Below are 14,070 nucleotides of genomic sequence, written 5' to 3'. Positions count from 1 at the left end.
CAGATAGGACCTCAGATGGATCCCGTTACCCGTCTCGGCGTTGTCGGCTGCGGCCTCATGGGCTCCGGGATCGCCGAAGTCGCGGCCCGCAGCGGTATCGACGTCCGCGTCGCCGAGGCCACACCGGACGCCCTGGAGGCAGGCCGCCGCCGGCTCACCGCGTCCCTCGACCGGGGCGTACGGCGCGGCAAGCTCAGCGAGCAGCAGAGGGACCAGGCCCTCGCCGGGCTCTCCTTCACCCACGATCTCAGCGACATGGCCGACCGCCAGTTCGTCATCGAGGCTGTCGCCGAGAACCGCGACATCAAGGCCGATGTCCTGCGCACCCTGGACAAGGCGGTGGAGGACCCCACGGCGGTCCTGGCCACCAACACCTCCTCGATCCCCGTCGTCGATCTCGCCGTCGTCACCGAGCGGCCCGCGCAGGTGATCGGCATGCACTTCTTCAACCCCGTGCCCGTGCAGCAGCTGGTCGAGCTCATTCCCGCCCTCGTCACCAGCGCGGACACCATGCGGCGGTCGCGCGCGCTCACCGAGCAGTTGGGCAAACGGTCCATCCAGGCGCCCGACCGCTCCGGCTTCGTCGTCAACGCCCTCCTCGTGCCGTACCTGCTCAGCGCCGTACGGATGGTGGAGTCGGGCTCCGCACGGCCGGAGGACATCGACCGGGGCATGGAACTCGGATGCGCCCACCCCATGGGGCCGTTGCGTCTGCTCGACCTCATCGGCCTCGACACCGCCCAGGCCGTGGCCGAGTCGATGTACGAGGAGTTCAAGGAGCCCTTGTACGCACCGCCCGCCCTGCTGCGCCGCATGGTCGCCGCGGGCCACCTCGGCCGCAAGAGCGGACGCGGCTTCCACACCTACGACGCCTGAACATCAAACGCATGGTCACCGCCGGCCTCATCGGCACCACCAGGGATGCGGGTCAGGCCCAGGACGCCACCGGCACGAACGAACTGTCCTGCCGGAACAGGTCCGTTCCGTTCGAGCGTTCCACGCGGAGCTGGTAGGCGTAGTGGCGCAGGTAGTGCCCCGGGTAGTTGTACGACTCGAAGCGGACGGAGCCCGACGCGGTGCCGGCCCGGAGGACGAACGTGGCGTCCCTGGCGAAGGTGCTCGTGCCGTCGTTCGGGTCGAAGCGGGCGCGGAAGTCCCAGTGGCGCAGGTAGTTGCCGGCCGTGTCGCGGAAGGAGTAGCCGTTCGCGTCGGCGAGGCCCGCGACGACCGTGAAGGTGGCGGCCTGCTTCTCGGCGGTGGTGCTGGAGCCGCTGACCACCGGCAGGTTGAGAAGCGCGGACTGCTGCTGCCAGTAGCGGGTGGAGTAGTTGGCGGAGCGGAAGGAGCGGGTGGTGTTCCTCGCCAGGCTCGGGCCGCCCGGGACCGTCTCCTTGACGACCGTGAAGTGCCGGGCGGTGCCGGAGATCGCGGGCAGTGCGGCCGGTGCCGACCAGGTGGCGAAGGTGTCGTGGCTGTCGCTGTAGTAGTAGTTCCCGTCGCCGTAGCCGTCGAAGAAGATGCGCCAGCCGCCGTTGTCCAGCTGGACCAGCGCGGGACCCTCGCGGTAGCTGCCCCAGCCCGCCCAGTCGCCGGTCCGGCGGATCGTATAGGGGCCGGTGAGGCTGGAGGCGGTGGCGTACTCGATGTACTTCGTCGTCTCGTTCTTCGGGAAGGCGTGATAGGTCGAGCCGATCCTCACGATGAACGTGTCGATGTGGTTGGCGCCGATGCCGGAGAGCGCGACCGGTGAACTCCACGACGTGAGGGCGGAGTTCGTGGCTCTCAGCCGGTACGGGGTGAAGATCCACTCGTCGTTCGTGGTGGAGCAGGACACGATGACGTTGACGCTGCCGTCGCTGTCGACGAACCATTCGGGCGCCCAGGCGCGGGAGAGGTTCGCGACGGGGACGGTGTAGTCGTACAGGAACGTCCAGTTGACGCGGTCGGAGCTGCGGGCGAAGCCGATGGTCGTGCTGGTGTCCTGCCAGGTGTGCGTCGTGTAGGTGACGTAGTAGAAGCCGTCGGTGTGTCTGAGGACGCTCGCGTCGCGGATCCGGCCCGCCGGCGGCGTGTACGCGGAGGCGCGCAGCAGCCGGAAGTCGGTGGCGTCGTCCGACTGGTAGACGTTGACCGTGCCGTCGTCGCTGTTGAGGAACGGCACGATCGTGTAGCGGGTGGCCGAGCCGTTCGGGGGTGCGGCGGCCAGTGCGCTGCCGAGCAGTCCGGGGGTCTCGCCGAGCAGCAGCGCCGAGGCGGGCACGGCGGCCAGGGTGCGCAGCAGGGTACGGCGGGACTGCGTGGCGGGACGGGGGGTCATCTGCGGCTCACTCTCGACTCAGAGGGTCGAAATACCGAACAAGGTTCGGGAAGTCGGTCAGAAGGTAGAGCTGAGGCAGAAGTGCGTCAATGGTTCTGTACGAGAGCCGCAGAACCCGGAAGGGAGTCGGTGAACATCCACTTCCGTCGCCGCCGTTCCCTCACCGGCCACCGGACGTTACCGTTCGGTAGACCACCCGCTTCCGGAGGTGTCCGCATGACGTTCGACCGAGCCGCAGGCCTGGCGGAGACCGCCCGTGCGCTGGCCGCCGGGGAAGTGACGTCCCGCGCCCTGGTGGAGCTCACGCTGGCGCGGATCGAGGCGACACAGGGCAGCCTCAACGCCTTCCGCATCGTCCGGGCCGAGGCGGCCCTCGCCGAGGCCGAAGCGGCTGACCGGGAACTGGCCACGGGCGTGCGCAAGCCCCTGCTCGGCGTCCCCGTGGCGGTGAAGGACGACATGGACGTGGCCGGCGAGCCGACCGCCTTCGGCTGCTGCGGTGAGTTCCCGCCGGTCGCCGAGGACGGCGAGGCGGTACGGCGGCTGCGCGCGGCCGGGGCCGTGATCGTCGGCAAGACCAACACCTGCGAGTTCGGGCAGTGGCCCTTCACCGAGGGCCCCGCCTTCGGCGCGACCCGCAACCCGTGGAGCACGGAGCACACGCCCGGCGGATCGTCCGGCGGATCGGCCGCCGCGGTCGCCGCCGGGCTCGTACCCGCGGCGCTCGGCTCGGACGGCGCCGGTTCGGTGCGGATCCCGGCCGCGTGGACCCATCTGATCGGCATCAAACCCCAGCGCGGCCGGGTCTCCACCTGGCCACGCGGCGAGTCCTTCCAGGGCATCACCGTCAACGGCACCCTGGCCCGCACGGTCGCGGACGCGGCCCTGCTGCTGGACGCGGCGAGCGGCAACCACGCGCTGGACCCGCACCGGCCCCCGGCCGTCGACGCCTCGGCGGCCGTCGGCCGCGATCCCGGGCGGCTGCGGATCGCGCTCTCCCTCAAGCCGCCGTTCACGGCGGTGCCCGCCCGGCTGCGCCCCGAGGTCCGGACCCGGATCGTCGAACTGGCCGAGCGGCTCGCCGCGTTGGGGCACACGGTCGAGGAGGCGGACCCGCCGTACGGGCAGATCGGGCTGACCTTCGTGCCGCGCGCGACGGCCGGGATCGCCGAGCGGGTGGGCGAGGCGCCCTTCCCGGCGCTGCTGGACCGGCGCACCCGGGACGCGGCCCGGCTGGGCCGGCTGCTCGGCGGGGCCCCGCTGCGGGCGGCCCGGCGGGCGGAGGCCGTCCTGCACCGCCGTATCGGAGGGTTCTTCACCTCGTACGACGTCGTCCTCGCGCCCACGACCGCGGCTCCCCCGCCCCGCATCGGCGCCCTGCTCGAACTCAGCGGTTTCGCCACCGACCGCGCGATGATCGCCGCCTGTCCGTACGCCTGGCCGTGGAACGTGCTGGGCTGGCCGGGGGTCAATGTGCCCGCCGGGTTCACGGCGGACGGGCTTCCCGTCGGGGCGCAGTTGCTGGGGCCGGCCGACAGCGAGCCGCTGCTGGTGCAGGTGGCGGCCCAACTGGAGGCGGAGCTGCGCTGGTACGAGAAGTGGCCGTCGCCGCCGGTCGCGGCCCGTTCCGCTGTCGCCTGAGCGACCGTACGCTGTCGGGCATGGCGGACGCGTCGATGGTCGGGCTCATGGGGCGGGTCACCGGAACGATCGGGCCCGGGCTGGTCGGCGAGGTGATCGTCCGGGTGCGCGGCGGTGCCGAGCACTTCCTCGCCCACCCCGCCTCCGCGGCGGACCGCATCGAGCCGGGCACGGTCGTGACGGTGGTCGAGTACCTGCCCCCGCGGACCGTCTACGTCACGGCGGCGTACGACAGTTGAGCCCGCTGCGACGCAGGTGAGAGCCGTACGCGTCAAGGTTTGGACAAGGATGCGCGGGCGTCTGTACCCGGGCTCCGCGCAGGAGCACACTCCCCTTCGTTCGGTGCCGAGAGGGCACCATCCAAAGGGGGCGAATGCCGATGGTCGTCGGCGTCGTGGCAGGGGCGGCGGTTGCCGCCGTTGCCGTTCTGATCGGTCTGTTCAAGCTCATGTGGCGGGTCGCCGAACCCAACGAGGCACTGATCATCTCGGGTTCCAAGCACCGCACGGAGGGCATCGAGGAGGGCATGGGATTCCGCATCGTCACCGGTCGCGGCACGCTCGTGATGCCCGGTGTGCAGGCGGTGCGCAAGCTCTCGCTCGACCTGAACGAGACCGAACTTCAAGTGGACTGCGTGACCCACCAGGGCATTCCGCTCAAGGTGCGGGGCGTGGTCATCTTCAAGGTGGGCGACGACTTCGTGTCGATCGCGAACGCGGCCCGCCGCTTCCTCGACCAGCAGAAGCTGATGTCGGAGCGGGTGCACAACGTCTTCGCGGGTCATCTGCGGTCCATCGTGGGCGGGCTGACGGTCGAGGACATGATCCGGGACCGGGAGAAGCTCACCGGTCAGACGCGGGCCGCGTGCGGCACCGAGATGGAGAAGCTGGGTCTGATCGTGGACTCGCTGCAGATCCACGAGATCGAGGACCCGACCGGGTACATCCGGAACCTGGCCATGCCGCACGCGGCGGCCGTGCAGCGGGATGCCAGGATCGCGCAGGCGGAGGCGAACCGGCTGGCCACGGAGGCCGAGCAGCAGTCGTTCGCCCGGATGGCGGAAGCCACCCGGGACAGCGAGATCCTCCAGGCCGGATACCAGGCCGAACGTGACAAGGCCGCCGCCAAGGCCCGGCAGGCCGGTCCGCTCGCCGAGGCCGGGGCCAGGCAGGAGGTCGTCGTCCAGGAGACGCGGGTGGCGGAGCTGGAGGCGCACCGGCGCGAACAGCAGCTCCAGGCCGATGTCCGCAAGCCCGCCGACGCGGCGGCCTACGAGACGCGCACCCTGGCCGAGGCGGAGCGCGACGCGCGGATCTCGGGGGCCGAGGCCCAGGCGAAGGAGACGGAGCTGGCGGCCGCCGCCGAGGCGACCCGGGTCAAGACGGCCGCGGGTGCCGAGGCCGAGGCGACCAAGGCGCGGGGTGAGGCGGCCGCGCAGGCCACCCGGGCGACCGGGGAGGCCGAGGCGGCGGCCGCGCAGGCCAGGGGGCTGGCCGAGGCGGAGGCCGCCAAAGCCAGGGGACTCGCGGAGGCCGACGCCATCAAGGCCCGAGCCGCCGCCCTCGCCGAGAACCAGGAGGCCGTCGTCGCCCAGCAACTCGCCGAGAACTGGCCGGAGATCGTCAAGGCCGGAGCGTCCGCCTTCGGCAACGTCGACAACATGGTGGTCCTCAACGGCGCCGACGGCATGGCGGACATGTTCGCCAAGGCGCTCACCATGGGAGGCACAGGGCTGGGCCTGGCGCGCCAGTTGCTCGCGTCGATGAACCAGAACGGGTCGGCGCCGACGGAGACCTCGCAGCTCAACGGCCTGGCCCAGAAGGTGCCGATGGACGACAAGTGACCCGTCGGGCGGTGTCACGGGGGCGGCCCTTAGGGTGCCCCCGTGACCGCGTTTACCGATGAGAACGTCCCGGGCCGCCAGGGCCCCTCCGCCACTGTCCAGGCCGACCCGGGCAAGGTGGGCCGGGTGCGGACCGAGTACTCCCCCGCCTACGACGGCGATCCCGACCCCGGCGAGATCGTCTGGACCTGGGTGCCCTTCGAGGAGAACGACGGGCGCGGCAAGGACCGCCCGGTGCTCGTGGTCGCCCGCGAGCCCTCGGGGACCTTCCTGGCCGTGCAGTTGTCCAGCAAGAGACACGACGGCGACCGGGAGTGGGTGCCGATCGGCAGCGGGCCGTGGGACCGCTCCGGCCGGGAGTCATGGGTCGACGTGGACCGGGTCCTGCGCCTGCACGAGAACGGCATGCGCCGGGAGGCCTGCGCGCTGGACCGTATGCGGTTCAACCTGGTCAGACGCCGGCTGCAGGAACGCTACGGCTGGACCTGAAAGGTCTTCTCGAAGGCGCCCAGCACCGCGCGGTCCGGCGTCCGGTCCAGGATCCCGAACGCCACGTGCTCGAAGGTCTCCGCGAAGCGTCCGCCGGGCTCCAGCAGCGCCCGGAACGCCCCCGCCACCTGGGCCGGGTCGTTGCGGAACACCCCGCAGCCCCAGGCGCCCAGTACGAGCCTGCGGTAGCCGTGGGCGGCGGCCGTCTCCAGGACCCGTTCGGCCCGTACGGCCAGGGCCCGCGGCAGCTCGGGGGCCCGTTCGGGTGCCGTGCGCAGTACCACGCCCGCGTTGGGCGCGGGCGAGGTCAGGAAGCCGGCGGTGTACGGCTCGTCCAGCAGCGCGCCACGGTCGTCACGGAAGACGGGCACGGCGGGTGAGTGGATGACACGGTCCGTGTAGAAGGGGTCGCGGTGGGCCCGGTGGTGGTCGTAGTACGCGCGGGCCTGGAGCAGACAGGTGTACAGCGCGGAGGCCCGGCACAGGGCCTCCTCCTGGGCCTGGGCGCCGTTGAGGTAGCCGCCGCCGGGATTGCGGGCCGAGGCGAAGCTCAGCACGGCCACGTCCCCGCCGAGGCGGCGGGCGGCCTCCAGGCTGCTCTCACCCGTGACCTCGATCGATGTCCGCGTCACCCGAACGGAGGGCACCGGTACCGGTTCCGGACCGTACAGACGCGTGCCCTCGCGCGCCGCCCGCAGTTCCTCGGCGATGGACACCTCGTGGCCGTTCGGCGCCCGGTAGGCCCCCGTCGCCACGATCTGCTCCGTCTGCCGCGCGATACCGCGCAGGCGCGCGCTCACGGCGCCACCCCCGTGCGCGCCGTGACCGCGCACCCCGCGGTCTTCTTTGTCGTGCTCACGCAGGCATCGTGGGTGATGCCGGATCGCGGCGCAACGGAGTTTCCGACGTCGGAGAACGCCGGGGAAAGCCACGGGAAACGCCCGGTCGGCCTGAATGACCGGCCTGGAACGCCCCGGTTCGCCCCCTTGTGCCGAACGACGTGAAGGTCTTGGGTGGAACGAGTGATCCCCGGCCCGGGCCGCCAAGAGCCCGGACCGATGGCATGGTGGAATCTCAGGAGGATCCCGACATGTCCGATTCGGCGAGTGGCTGTACCGAGCCACACACCGCCCTGTCCGCCGCAGACGTCGAGGCCCTGGTCCGCGGCATCTGCTTCAAAACCGGCCCGCCACGCCGCCTCGGGGTCGAGGTGGAATGGCTCGTCCACGAGCTGCGCGCACCGCAGCTCCCCGTCACACCCGAACGACTCGAAGCGGCCTATGCCGCAGTGCGGAACCTGCCTCTGAGGTCGGCGCTCACCGTGGAGCCCGGCGGCCAGCTGGAGCTGAGTTCGCCCCCCGCCGACTCCCTGACGGAGTGCATCGGTACCGTCTCCGCCGATCTCGACGCCGTACGCACGGTTCTGCGCGAGGAGGACCTCGCGCTCGTCGGCCTCGGCCACGACCCCTGGCACGAACCGCGCCGGTTCCTGCGCGAACCGCGCTACGACGCCATGGAGGCCTGCCTGGACCGCACGGGCCCCTCCGGCCGGGCCATGATGTGCACCTCCGCCTCCGTGCAGGTGTGCCTCGACGCCGGCCATGAGGAGCCCGGGCCCCTCGGCCTGGTGCGGCGCTGGTGGCTCGCCCATCATCTGGGCCCGGTCCTGGTGGCCGCGTTCGCCAGCTCCCCGCTCGCCGGCCACCGGCCGACCGGCTGGATGTCCACCCGGCAGCTGCTGTGGACGCGGATCGGCGCCGGGCGGGCCGGCGCACCGCCACTGGACACCGACCCGCGCGGCGCCTGGGCCCGGCACGTGCTGGACTCCCCCGTGATGTGCGTCCGGCAGGACGGCGGGCGGCCCTGGGACGTCCCGGAGGGGCTCACCTTCCGGGAGTGGATCGAGACGGGGGTGCCGAGACCGCCCACCCGGGAGGACCTCGACTACCACGTCACGACGCTGTTCCCGCCGGTCAGGCCACGCGGCCACCTCGAACTGCGCATGATCGACGCGCAGCCCGGGGACGACGGCTGGATCGTGCCACTGGCCGTGACGGCGGCGCTGTTCGACGACCCGGAGGCCGCCGAGACCGCCTACCGGGCCGTGAAGCCGCTGGCCGAGCGGACGCTGGGGCTGCCCGCGCCGCACAACCCGCTGTGGCTCGACGCGGCCCGCAGCGGGCTGGCCGACGGCGAACTGCGCGAGGTGGCCGTCACGTGCTTCACGACCGCGCTGGACGCCCTGCCCCGGCTCGGCGCCGCGCCCGAGGTCCTGGAAGCCGTCTCGGCCCATCTGGACCGCTATGTCGTCCGGGGCCGCTGCCCCGCCGACGACCTGCTCGACCGACAGCGCGGCACGGACGGTCGCGCCCACGGGAAGGACATCCGCTCATGACCGACACCGATCCCGCCGTCGACATCGACACCGTCGACCCCGAGGTTCTCCGGGAGCGCGCGGTCGCCTCGCTGGTCGTCGCCCGGGACCGCACCACCCTGCTGACGAGCTGTGTCGAGGAGCCCGACCTGACCGCGCAGCACTCTCCGCTGATGTCGCCGCTGGTGTGGGACCTGGCGCACATCGGCAATCAGGAGGAGCAGTGGCTGCTGCGGGCCGTCGCCGGGCAGGAGGCGATACGGCCGGAGATAGACAGCCTCTACGACGCCTTCGAGCACCCGCGGGCCGAGCGGCCGAAGCTGCCCCTGCTGTCGCCCCGGGAGGCACGTACCTACGCGGCCGACGTCCGCGGCCGGGCGCTGGACGTGCTGGAGCGGGCCGCGTTCCACGGGACGCGGCTGACGGAGGCCGGGTTCGCCTTCGGGATGGTCGCCCAGCACGAACAGCAGCACGACGAGACCATGCTGATCACGCATCAGCTGCGCAAGGGGCCGCAGGCCCTGACCGCGCCCGACCCGGAGCCGGTTCCGCTGTTCACCGGCCCGTCCGAAGTCCTGGTCCCGGGCGGCCCGTTCACGATGGGCACCTCCGGCGAGCCGTGGGCGCTGGACAACGAGCGTCCCGCGCACCGGCGCGAGGTCGCGCCGTTCCACATCGACACCACGCCGGTGACGAACGGCGCGTACCAGGCGTTCATCGAGGACGGCGGCTACGACGACCCGCGCTGGTGGACGGCGGACGGCTGGGCGCACATCCGCCGGAACTCCATCGCGCACCCGCTGTACTGGCGGCGGGACGGCAGGCAGTGGCTGCGCCGGCGCTTCGGCCTCACCGAGGTCGTACCGCCCGACGAGCCGGTGCTGCACGTGTGCTGGTACGAGGCCGACGCCTACGCCCGCTGGGCCGGACGCCGGCTGCCCACCGAGGCCGAGTGGGAGAAGGCGGCCCGGTACGACCCGGCCGGTGACCGTTCCATGCGCTACCCCTGGGGCGACGCCGACCCGGGGCCCGAGCACGCCAACCTCGGCCAGCGGCACCTGCGTCCGGCACCGGCGGGGAGCTATCCGGCGGGCGAGTCCCCGCTCGGCGTACGGCAGTTGATCGGCGACGTGTGGGAGTGGACGTCGAGCGACTTTCTGCCGTACCCGGGGTTCAAGGCGTTCCCGTACAAGGAGTACTCGGAGGTCTTCTTCGGGCCCGACTACAAGGTGCTGCGCGGCGGTGCGTTCGCCGTGGACGCGGTGGCCTGCCGGGGCACGTTCCGCAACTGGGACCATCCGATCCGGCGGCAGATCTTCTCCGGGTTCCGCACGGCCCGCTCGGAGGATGTCTGATGTGCCGTCATGTGGCGTACGTGGGGCCCCAGGAGCCGCTCGGGCGGCTCCTGGTGGATCCTCCGCACGGCCTGTACCGGCAGTCGTGGGCGCCCCGGAAGCAGCGGTACGGGACGGTCAACGCCGACGGTTTCGGCGCCGGCTGGTACGCCGAGGGCGACCCGGTGCCGGCCCGCTACCGCCGGGCCGGGCCGATCTGGGCGGACCTGTCCTTCGCCGATCTCGCCCGGGTCGTACGGACCCAGGCGCTGCTCGCGGCGGTGCGGGACGCGACCCTGTCGGGTGCGGACGCGGAGGCCGCGGCGGCGCCGTTCGCCGCGGGGACCTGGCTGTTCAGCCACAACGGCGCGGTCAAGGGCTGGCCGGGTTCGCTCGCGCCGGTGTCCCGGAGCCTGCCACCTCAGGACCTGCTGTCGCTGGAGGCCCGCAACGACTCGGCGCTCGTGTGGGCGCTGGTGCTGGCCCGGCTCCGCGGCGGTGACGAGGAGGGCCAGGCGATGGCCGACACGGTCCTGGAGGTCGCCGCCGCCGCGCCCGGTTCGCGGCTCAACCTCCTCCTGACCAACGGCGACACCATCACCGCGACCGCCTGGGGCGACACCCTGTGGTACCTCACCCGGCCCGGCGGCGGCACGGTCGTGGCCTCCGAGCCCTACGACGACGATCCGCACTGGCAGGAGGTCCCCGACCGCACCCTCCTCGCGGCGAGCCGCACGGACGTGCTGCTCACACCGCTGAAGGAGCCGGCCGACCCCCTCGTCCCCGCACCACCTAAGGAGCCCCGCACGTGAGCCCGTTCCGCCTCACCCGCACCCTGCCCGAGGACGCCACGGACGCCGCGCTGCGCGCCGACGTCCACCGGGGACTGACCGGCACCCCCAAGACGCTGCCGCCGAAGTGGTTCTACGACGCGCACGGCAGCGACCTGTTCGAGAAGATCACCGAACTGCCCGAGTACTACCCCACGCGCGCCGAGCGGGAGATCCTGCTCGGCCGCTCCGGCGACATCGCCGCGGCGACCCGCGCCCGCACCCTGGTCGAACTCGGGTCCGGCTCCTCCGAGAAGACGCGGCACCTGCTGGACGCCCTCACGGAGCTGCACACCTACGTCCCCGTGGACGTCAGCGGGAGCGCCCTCACCCAGGCCGGGCAGGCGCTCGCCGCCGAGCGGCCGGGGATCGACGTGCACGCGCTGATCGCGGACTTCACCGCGGAACTGACGCTGCCGGACACGCCGGGGCCCCGGCTGGTGGCGTTCCTCGGCGGCACGATCGGCAATCTGCTGCCGGCCGAGCGTGCCGCGTTCCTGGCGTCGGTGCGGGGCATGCTCGCCCCGGGCGACGCCCTGCTGATGGGGACGGACCTGGTCAAGGACGAGGAGGTGCTGGTCCGGGCGTACGACGACGCGGCCGGGGTGACGGCCGCGTTCAACAAGAACGTCCTCACCGTGATCAACCGTGAGCTCGGCGCCGACTTCGAGCCCGCCGCCTTCGACCACGTGGCGGTATGGGACGCCGAGCACGAGTGGATCGAGATGCGGCTGCGGTCCCGTACGGCGCAGACGGTGAAGGTGCCGGCGCTCGACCTCGCCGTCGACTTCGCGGCGGGCGAGGAACTGCGCACCGAGGTGTCGGCGAAGTTCCGGCAGGAGGGTGTGCGCACCGAGCTGTCGGCGGCGGGGCTGGACCTGGCCCACTGGTGGACGGACGGTGCGGGCCGGTTCGCGCTGTCGCTGAGCGTGGCGCGCTGACATCCGGGAACCCTGGGACGGCGGCGGAGCGGGAGGCGACGTCTCGCGCTTCGCCGCCGGGTGGGGCACGGTGGAGTGACGCATGACACCCGTCACTGGAACAGGAGCAGCGGCATGTCGAACCACACCTACCGGGTCACGGAGATCGTCGGGACCTCGCCCGACGGCGTCGACGAGGCCATCCGCAACGGCATCGGCCGAGCCTCGCAGACGCTGCGCAACCTGGACTGGTTCGAGGTGACCCAGGTGCGCGGCCAGCTCGAGAACGGGCAGATCGCGCACTGGCAGGTGGGACTCAAGGTGGGCTTCCGGCTGGAGGAGGGCGAGTAGCCGGAGGCGTGCGCTCTCAGGTCCTGCCTTCCCGCTCCTGAGCCACCTTCAGTTCGGCCGACCGGGCGGCCCAGTCGGCCCGGAGGACGGTGAAGCCCGCGCGCCGGGCGTCCTCGCAGACGAGTTCGTCGTCGTCCACGAGGACGCGGACGTCACGCGTGCGGGCGAGCCGTCGCAGGATCTCCAGCTTGGTGACCCGGGCGGGCCTGCGGTCGGCGTTCGGCCGCATGTACACGCGCCCTTCGGGCAGCTCCTGCGCGGCGAGCCAGTCGAGAGTGTCGCGGCGGCAGCGCTCGGGCCGGCCGGTGAGATAGACGATCTCGCACTCCCGAGCGCTCTCCTGGACCAGCTCGATGCCTTCCGGAAGCGGCGGGTCCTGCGGCGCCGCCGCGAAGAAGCCGTCCCAGTCCCGCGGCCTGCGCTCCAGGAACCGCTGCCGGTGCGCGGTGTCGGCAAGGGTGTTGTCCAGGTCGAACACGGCCAGCGGGGCCTTGCCTCGGTCGTCTCTCACGCTGCTCACCCTAGGCCTGAAACGGCTTTCCGTCGCCCGGCAACCTTCACCCCTGTCGCGGCCACTGCTCTGCGACAGCACGCAGGCAGAGACGGGAGGCCGTATGCGCAACACGAGGATCTGGTCGGCGGCGGTGACGGGGGCGGCGCTGGCCATGGCGCTGGGCGGTCCGGCGGGGCCGGCTGCCGCCGCGGGCACGACCCTGGTCGTGGCGCCCGACGGGGACGACTCCGCCCCCGGCACGCTCGCCCGGCCGCTGAGGACCATCCAGCGGGCGGTGGACCTGGCGAAGCCCGGCGACACCATCAGCGTGCGCGGCGGGACGTACGCCCTCACGGACAACATCACCATCACCACCTCGGGGACCGCGTCCCAGCCCATCACCCTCGCCGCCCACCCGGGCGAGCGTGTGGTCGTCGACGGCGAGAGACTGCCGGCCAGCCACACCCCGGTCGGCGGCAGCATCCCCCGTGCCGAACGCGGGGCGATCCACATGGAAGCGTCGCACTGGCGGATCTCGGATCTGGAGATCGTCAACGGCCCCTACGGCGTGTACTGCGACGGCTGTAACGGCAACGTGTTCTCGCGCCTGAGCACGCACGACAACTACGAGTCCGGCTTCCAGCTCCAGGGCGCCTCCAGCGGCAACCAGATCCTGAACCTGGACAGTCACGGCAACCGCGACCCGCGCAAGAACGGGGAGAGCGCCGACGGCCTGGCCGTCAAGGAGGGCAGCGGCACGGGCAACGTGGTGCGCGGCGCCCGGCTGTGGAACAACGTCGACGACGGCTTCGACGCCTGGGAGTTCGCCTCCCCGGTGACGATCGAGAACACGGTGGCGTACGGCAACGGGTTCAACCGCTGGAGCTTCCCCGACTTCGCGGGCGACGGCAACGGCTTCAAGCTCGGCGGTGGCAGCCCGGCCCCGGCGGTGGCGCACACCGTGCGCGGCAGCGTGGCCTTCAAGAACGCGAAACACGGCTTCACGGACAACGGCAACCCCGGCTCCCTCGTCCTGAGCCGCGACACGACGTACGGCAACGCCGGTACGGGTTTCGACGCCGACGTCTCGGGCGGGACCGCCCGGCTCACCGGCAATCTGTCCGTCGCGGACCAGCGTGCGGCGGCCGTCGGGGCGAAGACGGTCGCCGACGGCAACTCCTGGAACATCGGCGGCACATGGAACGCCTCCTCTGTGCTGAGCACCGACCCGGCTCCGCTCACCGGCCCCCGGGCGGCGGACGGTTCGCTGCCGAAGGCGCCGGCGTTCCTCGTCCCACGGAACGGCACCGCCGTAGGCGCCCGTTTCTGATCCGGCTCATTTGAGACAGCCTGGCCGGATAAATGGTCCGGACTATTCGCCGGAAACTCCTTTCACCCAGGCCATCGCAGCACCGTCACCCCTTCACCGGGGACGTGAACGAGCCATGACCACAAGTCAATTGACCATCACAGTTGAT

14 protein-coding genes are annotated in these 14,070 nt (G+C 72.0%); 11 read left to right on the top strand and 3 right to left on the bottom strand.

All coding sequences use genetic code 11. The annotated features are described in order from the left end of the window. Positions 1–15: 15 nt before the first annotated feature. Positions 16–876, top strand: coding sequence for a 3-hydroxybutyryl-CoA dehydrogenase (locus tag ACWIF2_RS20665; protein WP_454361984.1), 861 nt, complete (start codon positions 16–18; stop codon positions 874–876). A gap of 52 nt (positions 877–928) precedes the next feature. Here ACWIF2_RS20665 and ACWIF2_RS20660 read toward each other — a convergent pair whose 3' ends face one another. After that, positions 929–2,317: a glycoside hydrolase family 43 protein gene (locus tag ACWIF2_RS20660; RefSeq protein WP_454361983.1), complete on the bottom strand. Its 1,389-nt coding sequence runs from the start codon at positions 2,315–2,317 to the stop codon at positions 929–931. A 216-nt stretch (positions 2,318–2,533) separates the two neighbouring features. Between ACWIF2_RS20660 and ACWIF2_RS20655 the strand changes: the two genes are divergently transcribed. From ACWIF2_RS20655 to ACWIF2_RS20640, 4 genes are all read left to right on the top strand, one after another. Continuing rightward, positions 2,534–3,958, top strand: coding sequence for an amidase (locus ACWIF2_RS20655; protein ID WP_454361981.1), 1,425 nt, complete (start codon positions 2,534–2,536; stop codon positions 3,956–3,958). Between the two features lie 20 nt (positions 3,959–3,978). Beyond that, positions 3,979–4,197, top strand: coding sequence for a hypothetical protein (locus tag ACWIF2_RS20650; RefSeq protein WP_454361979.1), 219 nt, complete (start codon positions 3,979–3,981; stop codon positions 4,195–4,197). A gap of 134 nt (positions 4,198–4,331) precedes the next feature. Then, positions 4,332–5,801 (top strand): flotillin family protein, encoded by a 1,470-nt coding sequence (locus ACWIF2_RS20645; RefSeq protein WP_454361978.1) that lies wholly within the window; start codon positions 4,332–4,334, stop codon positions 5,799–5,801. Between the two features lie 42 nt (positions 5,802–5,843). Further along, entirely contained in the window at positions 5,844–6,290 is a 447-nt protein-coding gene (locus ACWIF2_RS20640) for a type II toxin-antitoxin system PemK/MazF family toxin (RefSeq protein ID WP_454361977.1), read from the top strand. On the opposite strand, the gene ACWIF2_RS20635 is transcribed toward ACWIF2_RS20640, so the two are convergent. After that, entirely contained in the window at positions 6,275–7,090 is an 816-nt protein-coding gene (locus ACWIF2_RS20635; RefSeq protein ID WP_454361975.1) for a TIGR02452 family protein, read from the bottom strand. The two genes, ACWIF2_RS20640 and ACWIF2_RS20635, sit on opposite strands and share 16 nt — an antisense overlap. 290 nt (positions 7,091–7,380) lie before the next feature. Here ACWIF2_RS20635 and egtA point away from each other — a divergent pair, with 290 nt between their 5' ends. The 5 genes from egtA (at position 7,381) to ACWIF2_RS20610 (ending at position 12,099) form a co-directional block, all read left to right on the top strand. Further along, entirely contained in the window at positions 7,381–8,685 is a 1,305-nt protein-coding gene (egtA, locus tag ACWIF2_RS20630) for an ergothioneine biosynthesis glutamate--cysteine ligase EgtA (RefSeq protein ID WP_454361973.1), read from the top strand. After that, a complete protein-coding gene (egtB, locus tag ACWIF2_RS20625) occupies positions 8,682–10,019 on the top strand; it encodes an ergothioneine biosynthesis protein EgtB (protein ID WP_454361972.1) in 1,338 nt (445 codons plus the stop codon). Before egtA ends, egtB begins: the two co-directional genes overlap by 4 nt. Further along, on the top strand, positions 10,019–10,810 hold the full coding sequence (egtC, locus tag ACWIF2_RS20620; RefSeq protein WP_454361970.1) for an ergothioneine biosynthesis protein EgtC: 792 nt from the start codon (positions 10,019–10,021) through the stop codon (positions 10,808–10,810). Before egtB ends, egtC begins: the two co-directional genes overlap by 1 nt. Next, positions 10,807–11,769 (top strand): L-histidine N(alpha)-methyltransferase, encoded by a 963-nt coding sequence (gene egtD, locus ACWIF2_RS20615; RefSeq protein ID WP_454361968.1) that lies wholly within the window; start codon positions 10,807–10,809, stop codon positions 11,767–11,769. The genes egtC and egtD overlap by 4 nt, the downstream gene beginning before the upstream one ends. Before the next feature lie 114 nt (positions 11,770–11,883). Further along, complete coding sequence (locus ACWIF2_RS20610; protein ID WP_382485947.1) at positions 11,884–12,099, top strand: dodecin; 216 nt, start codon at positions 11,884–11,886, stop codon at positions 12,097–12,099. A 16-nt stretch (positions 12,100–12,115) separates the two neighbouring features. Here ACWIF2_RS20610 and ACWIF2_RS20605 read toward each other — a convergent pair whose 3' ends face one another. Continuing rightward, on the bottom strand, positions 12,116–12,610 hold the full coding sequence (locus ACWIF2_RS20605; RefSeq protein ID WP_454361966.1) for a phosphatase domain-containing protein: 495 nt from the start codon (positions 12,608–12,610) through the stop codon (positions 12,116–12,118). Between the two features lie 103 nt (positions 12,611–12,713). Between ACWIF2_RS20605 and ACWIF2_RS20600 the strand changes: the two genes are divergently transcribed. After that, entirely contained in the window at positions 12,714–13,922 is a 1,209-nt protein-coding gene (locus ACWIF2_RS20600; protein WP_454361964.1) for a right-handed parallel beta-helix repeat-containing protein, read from the top strand. Positions 13,923–14,070 lie beyond the last annotated feature (148 nt).

Source organism: Streptomyces sp. NPDC055506 (genome assembly GCF_053643595.1).
Note: the sequence above shows the minus strand (reverse complement) of the source record. Positions and strands in the feature narration are given on the sequence as shown.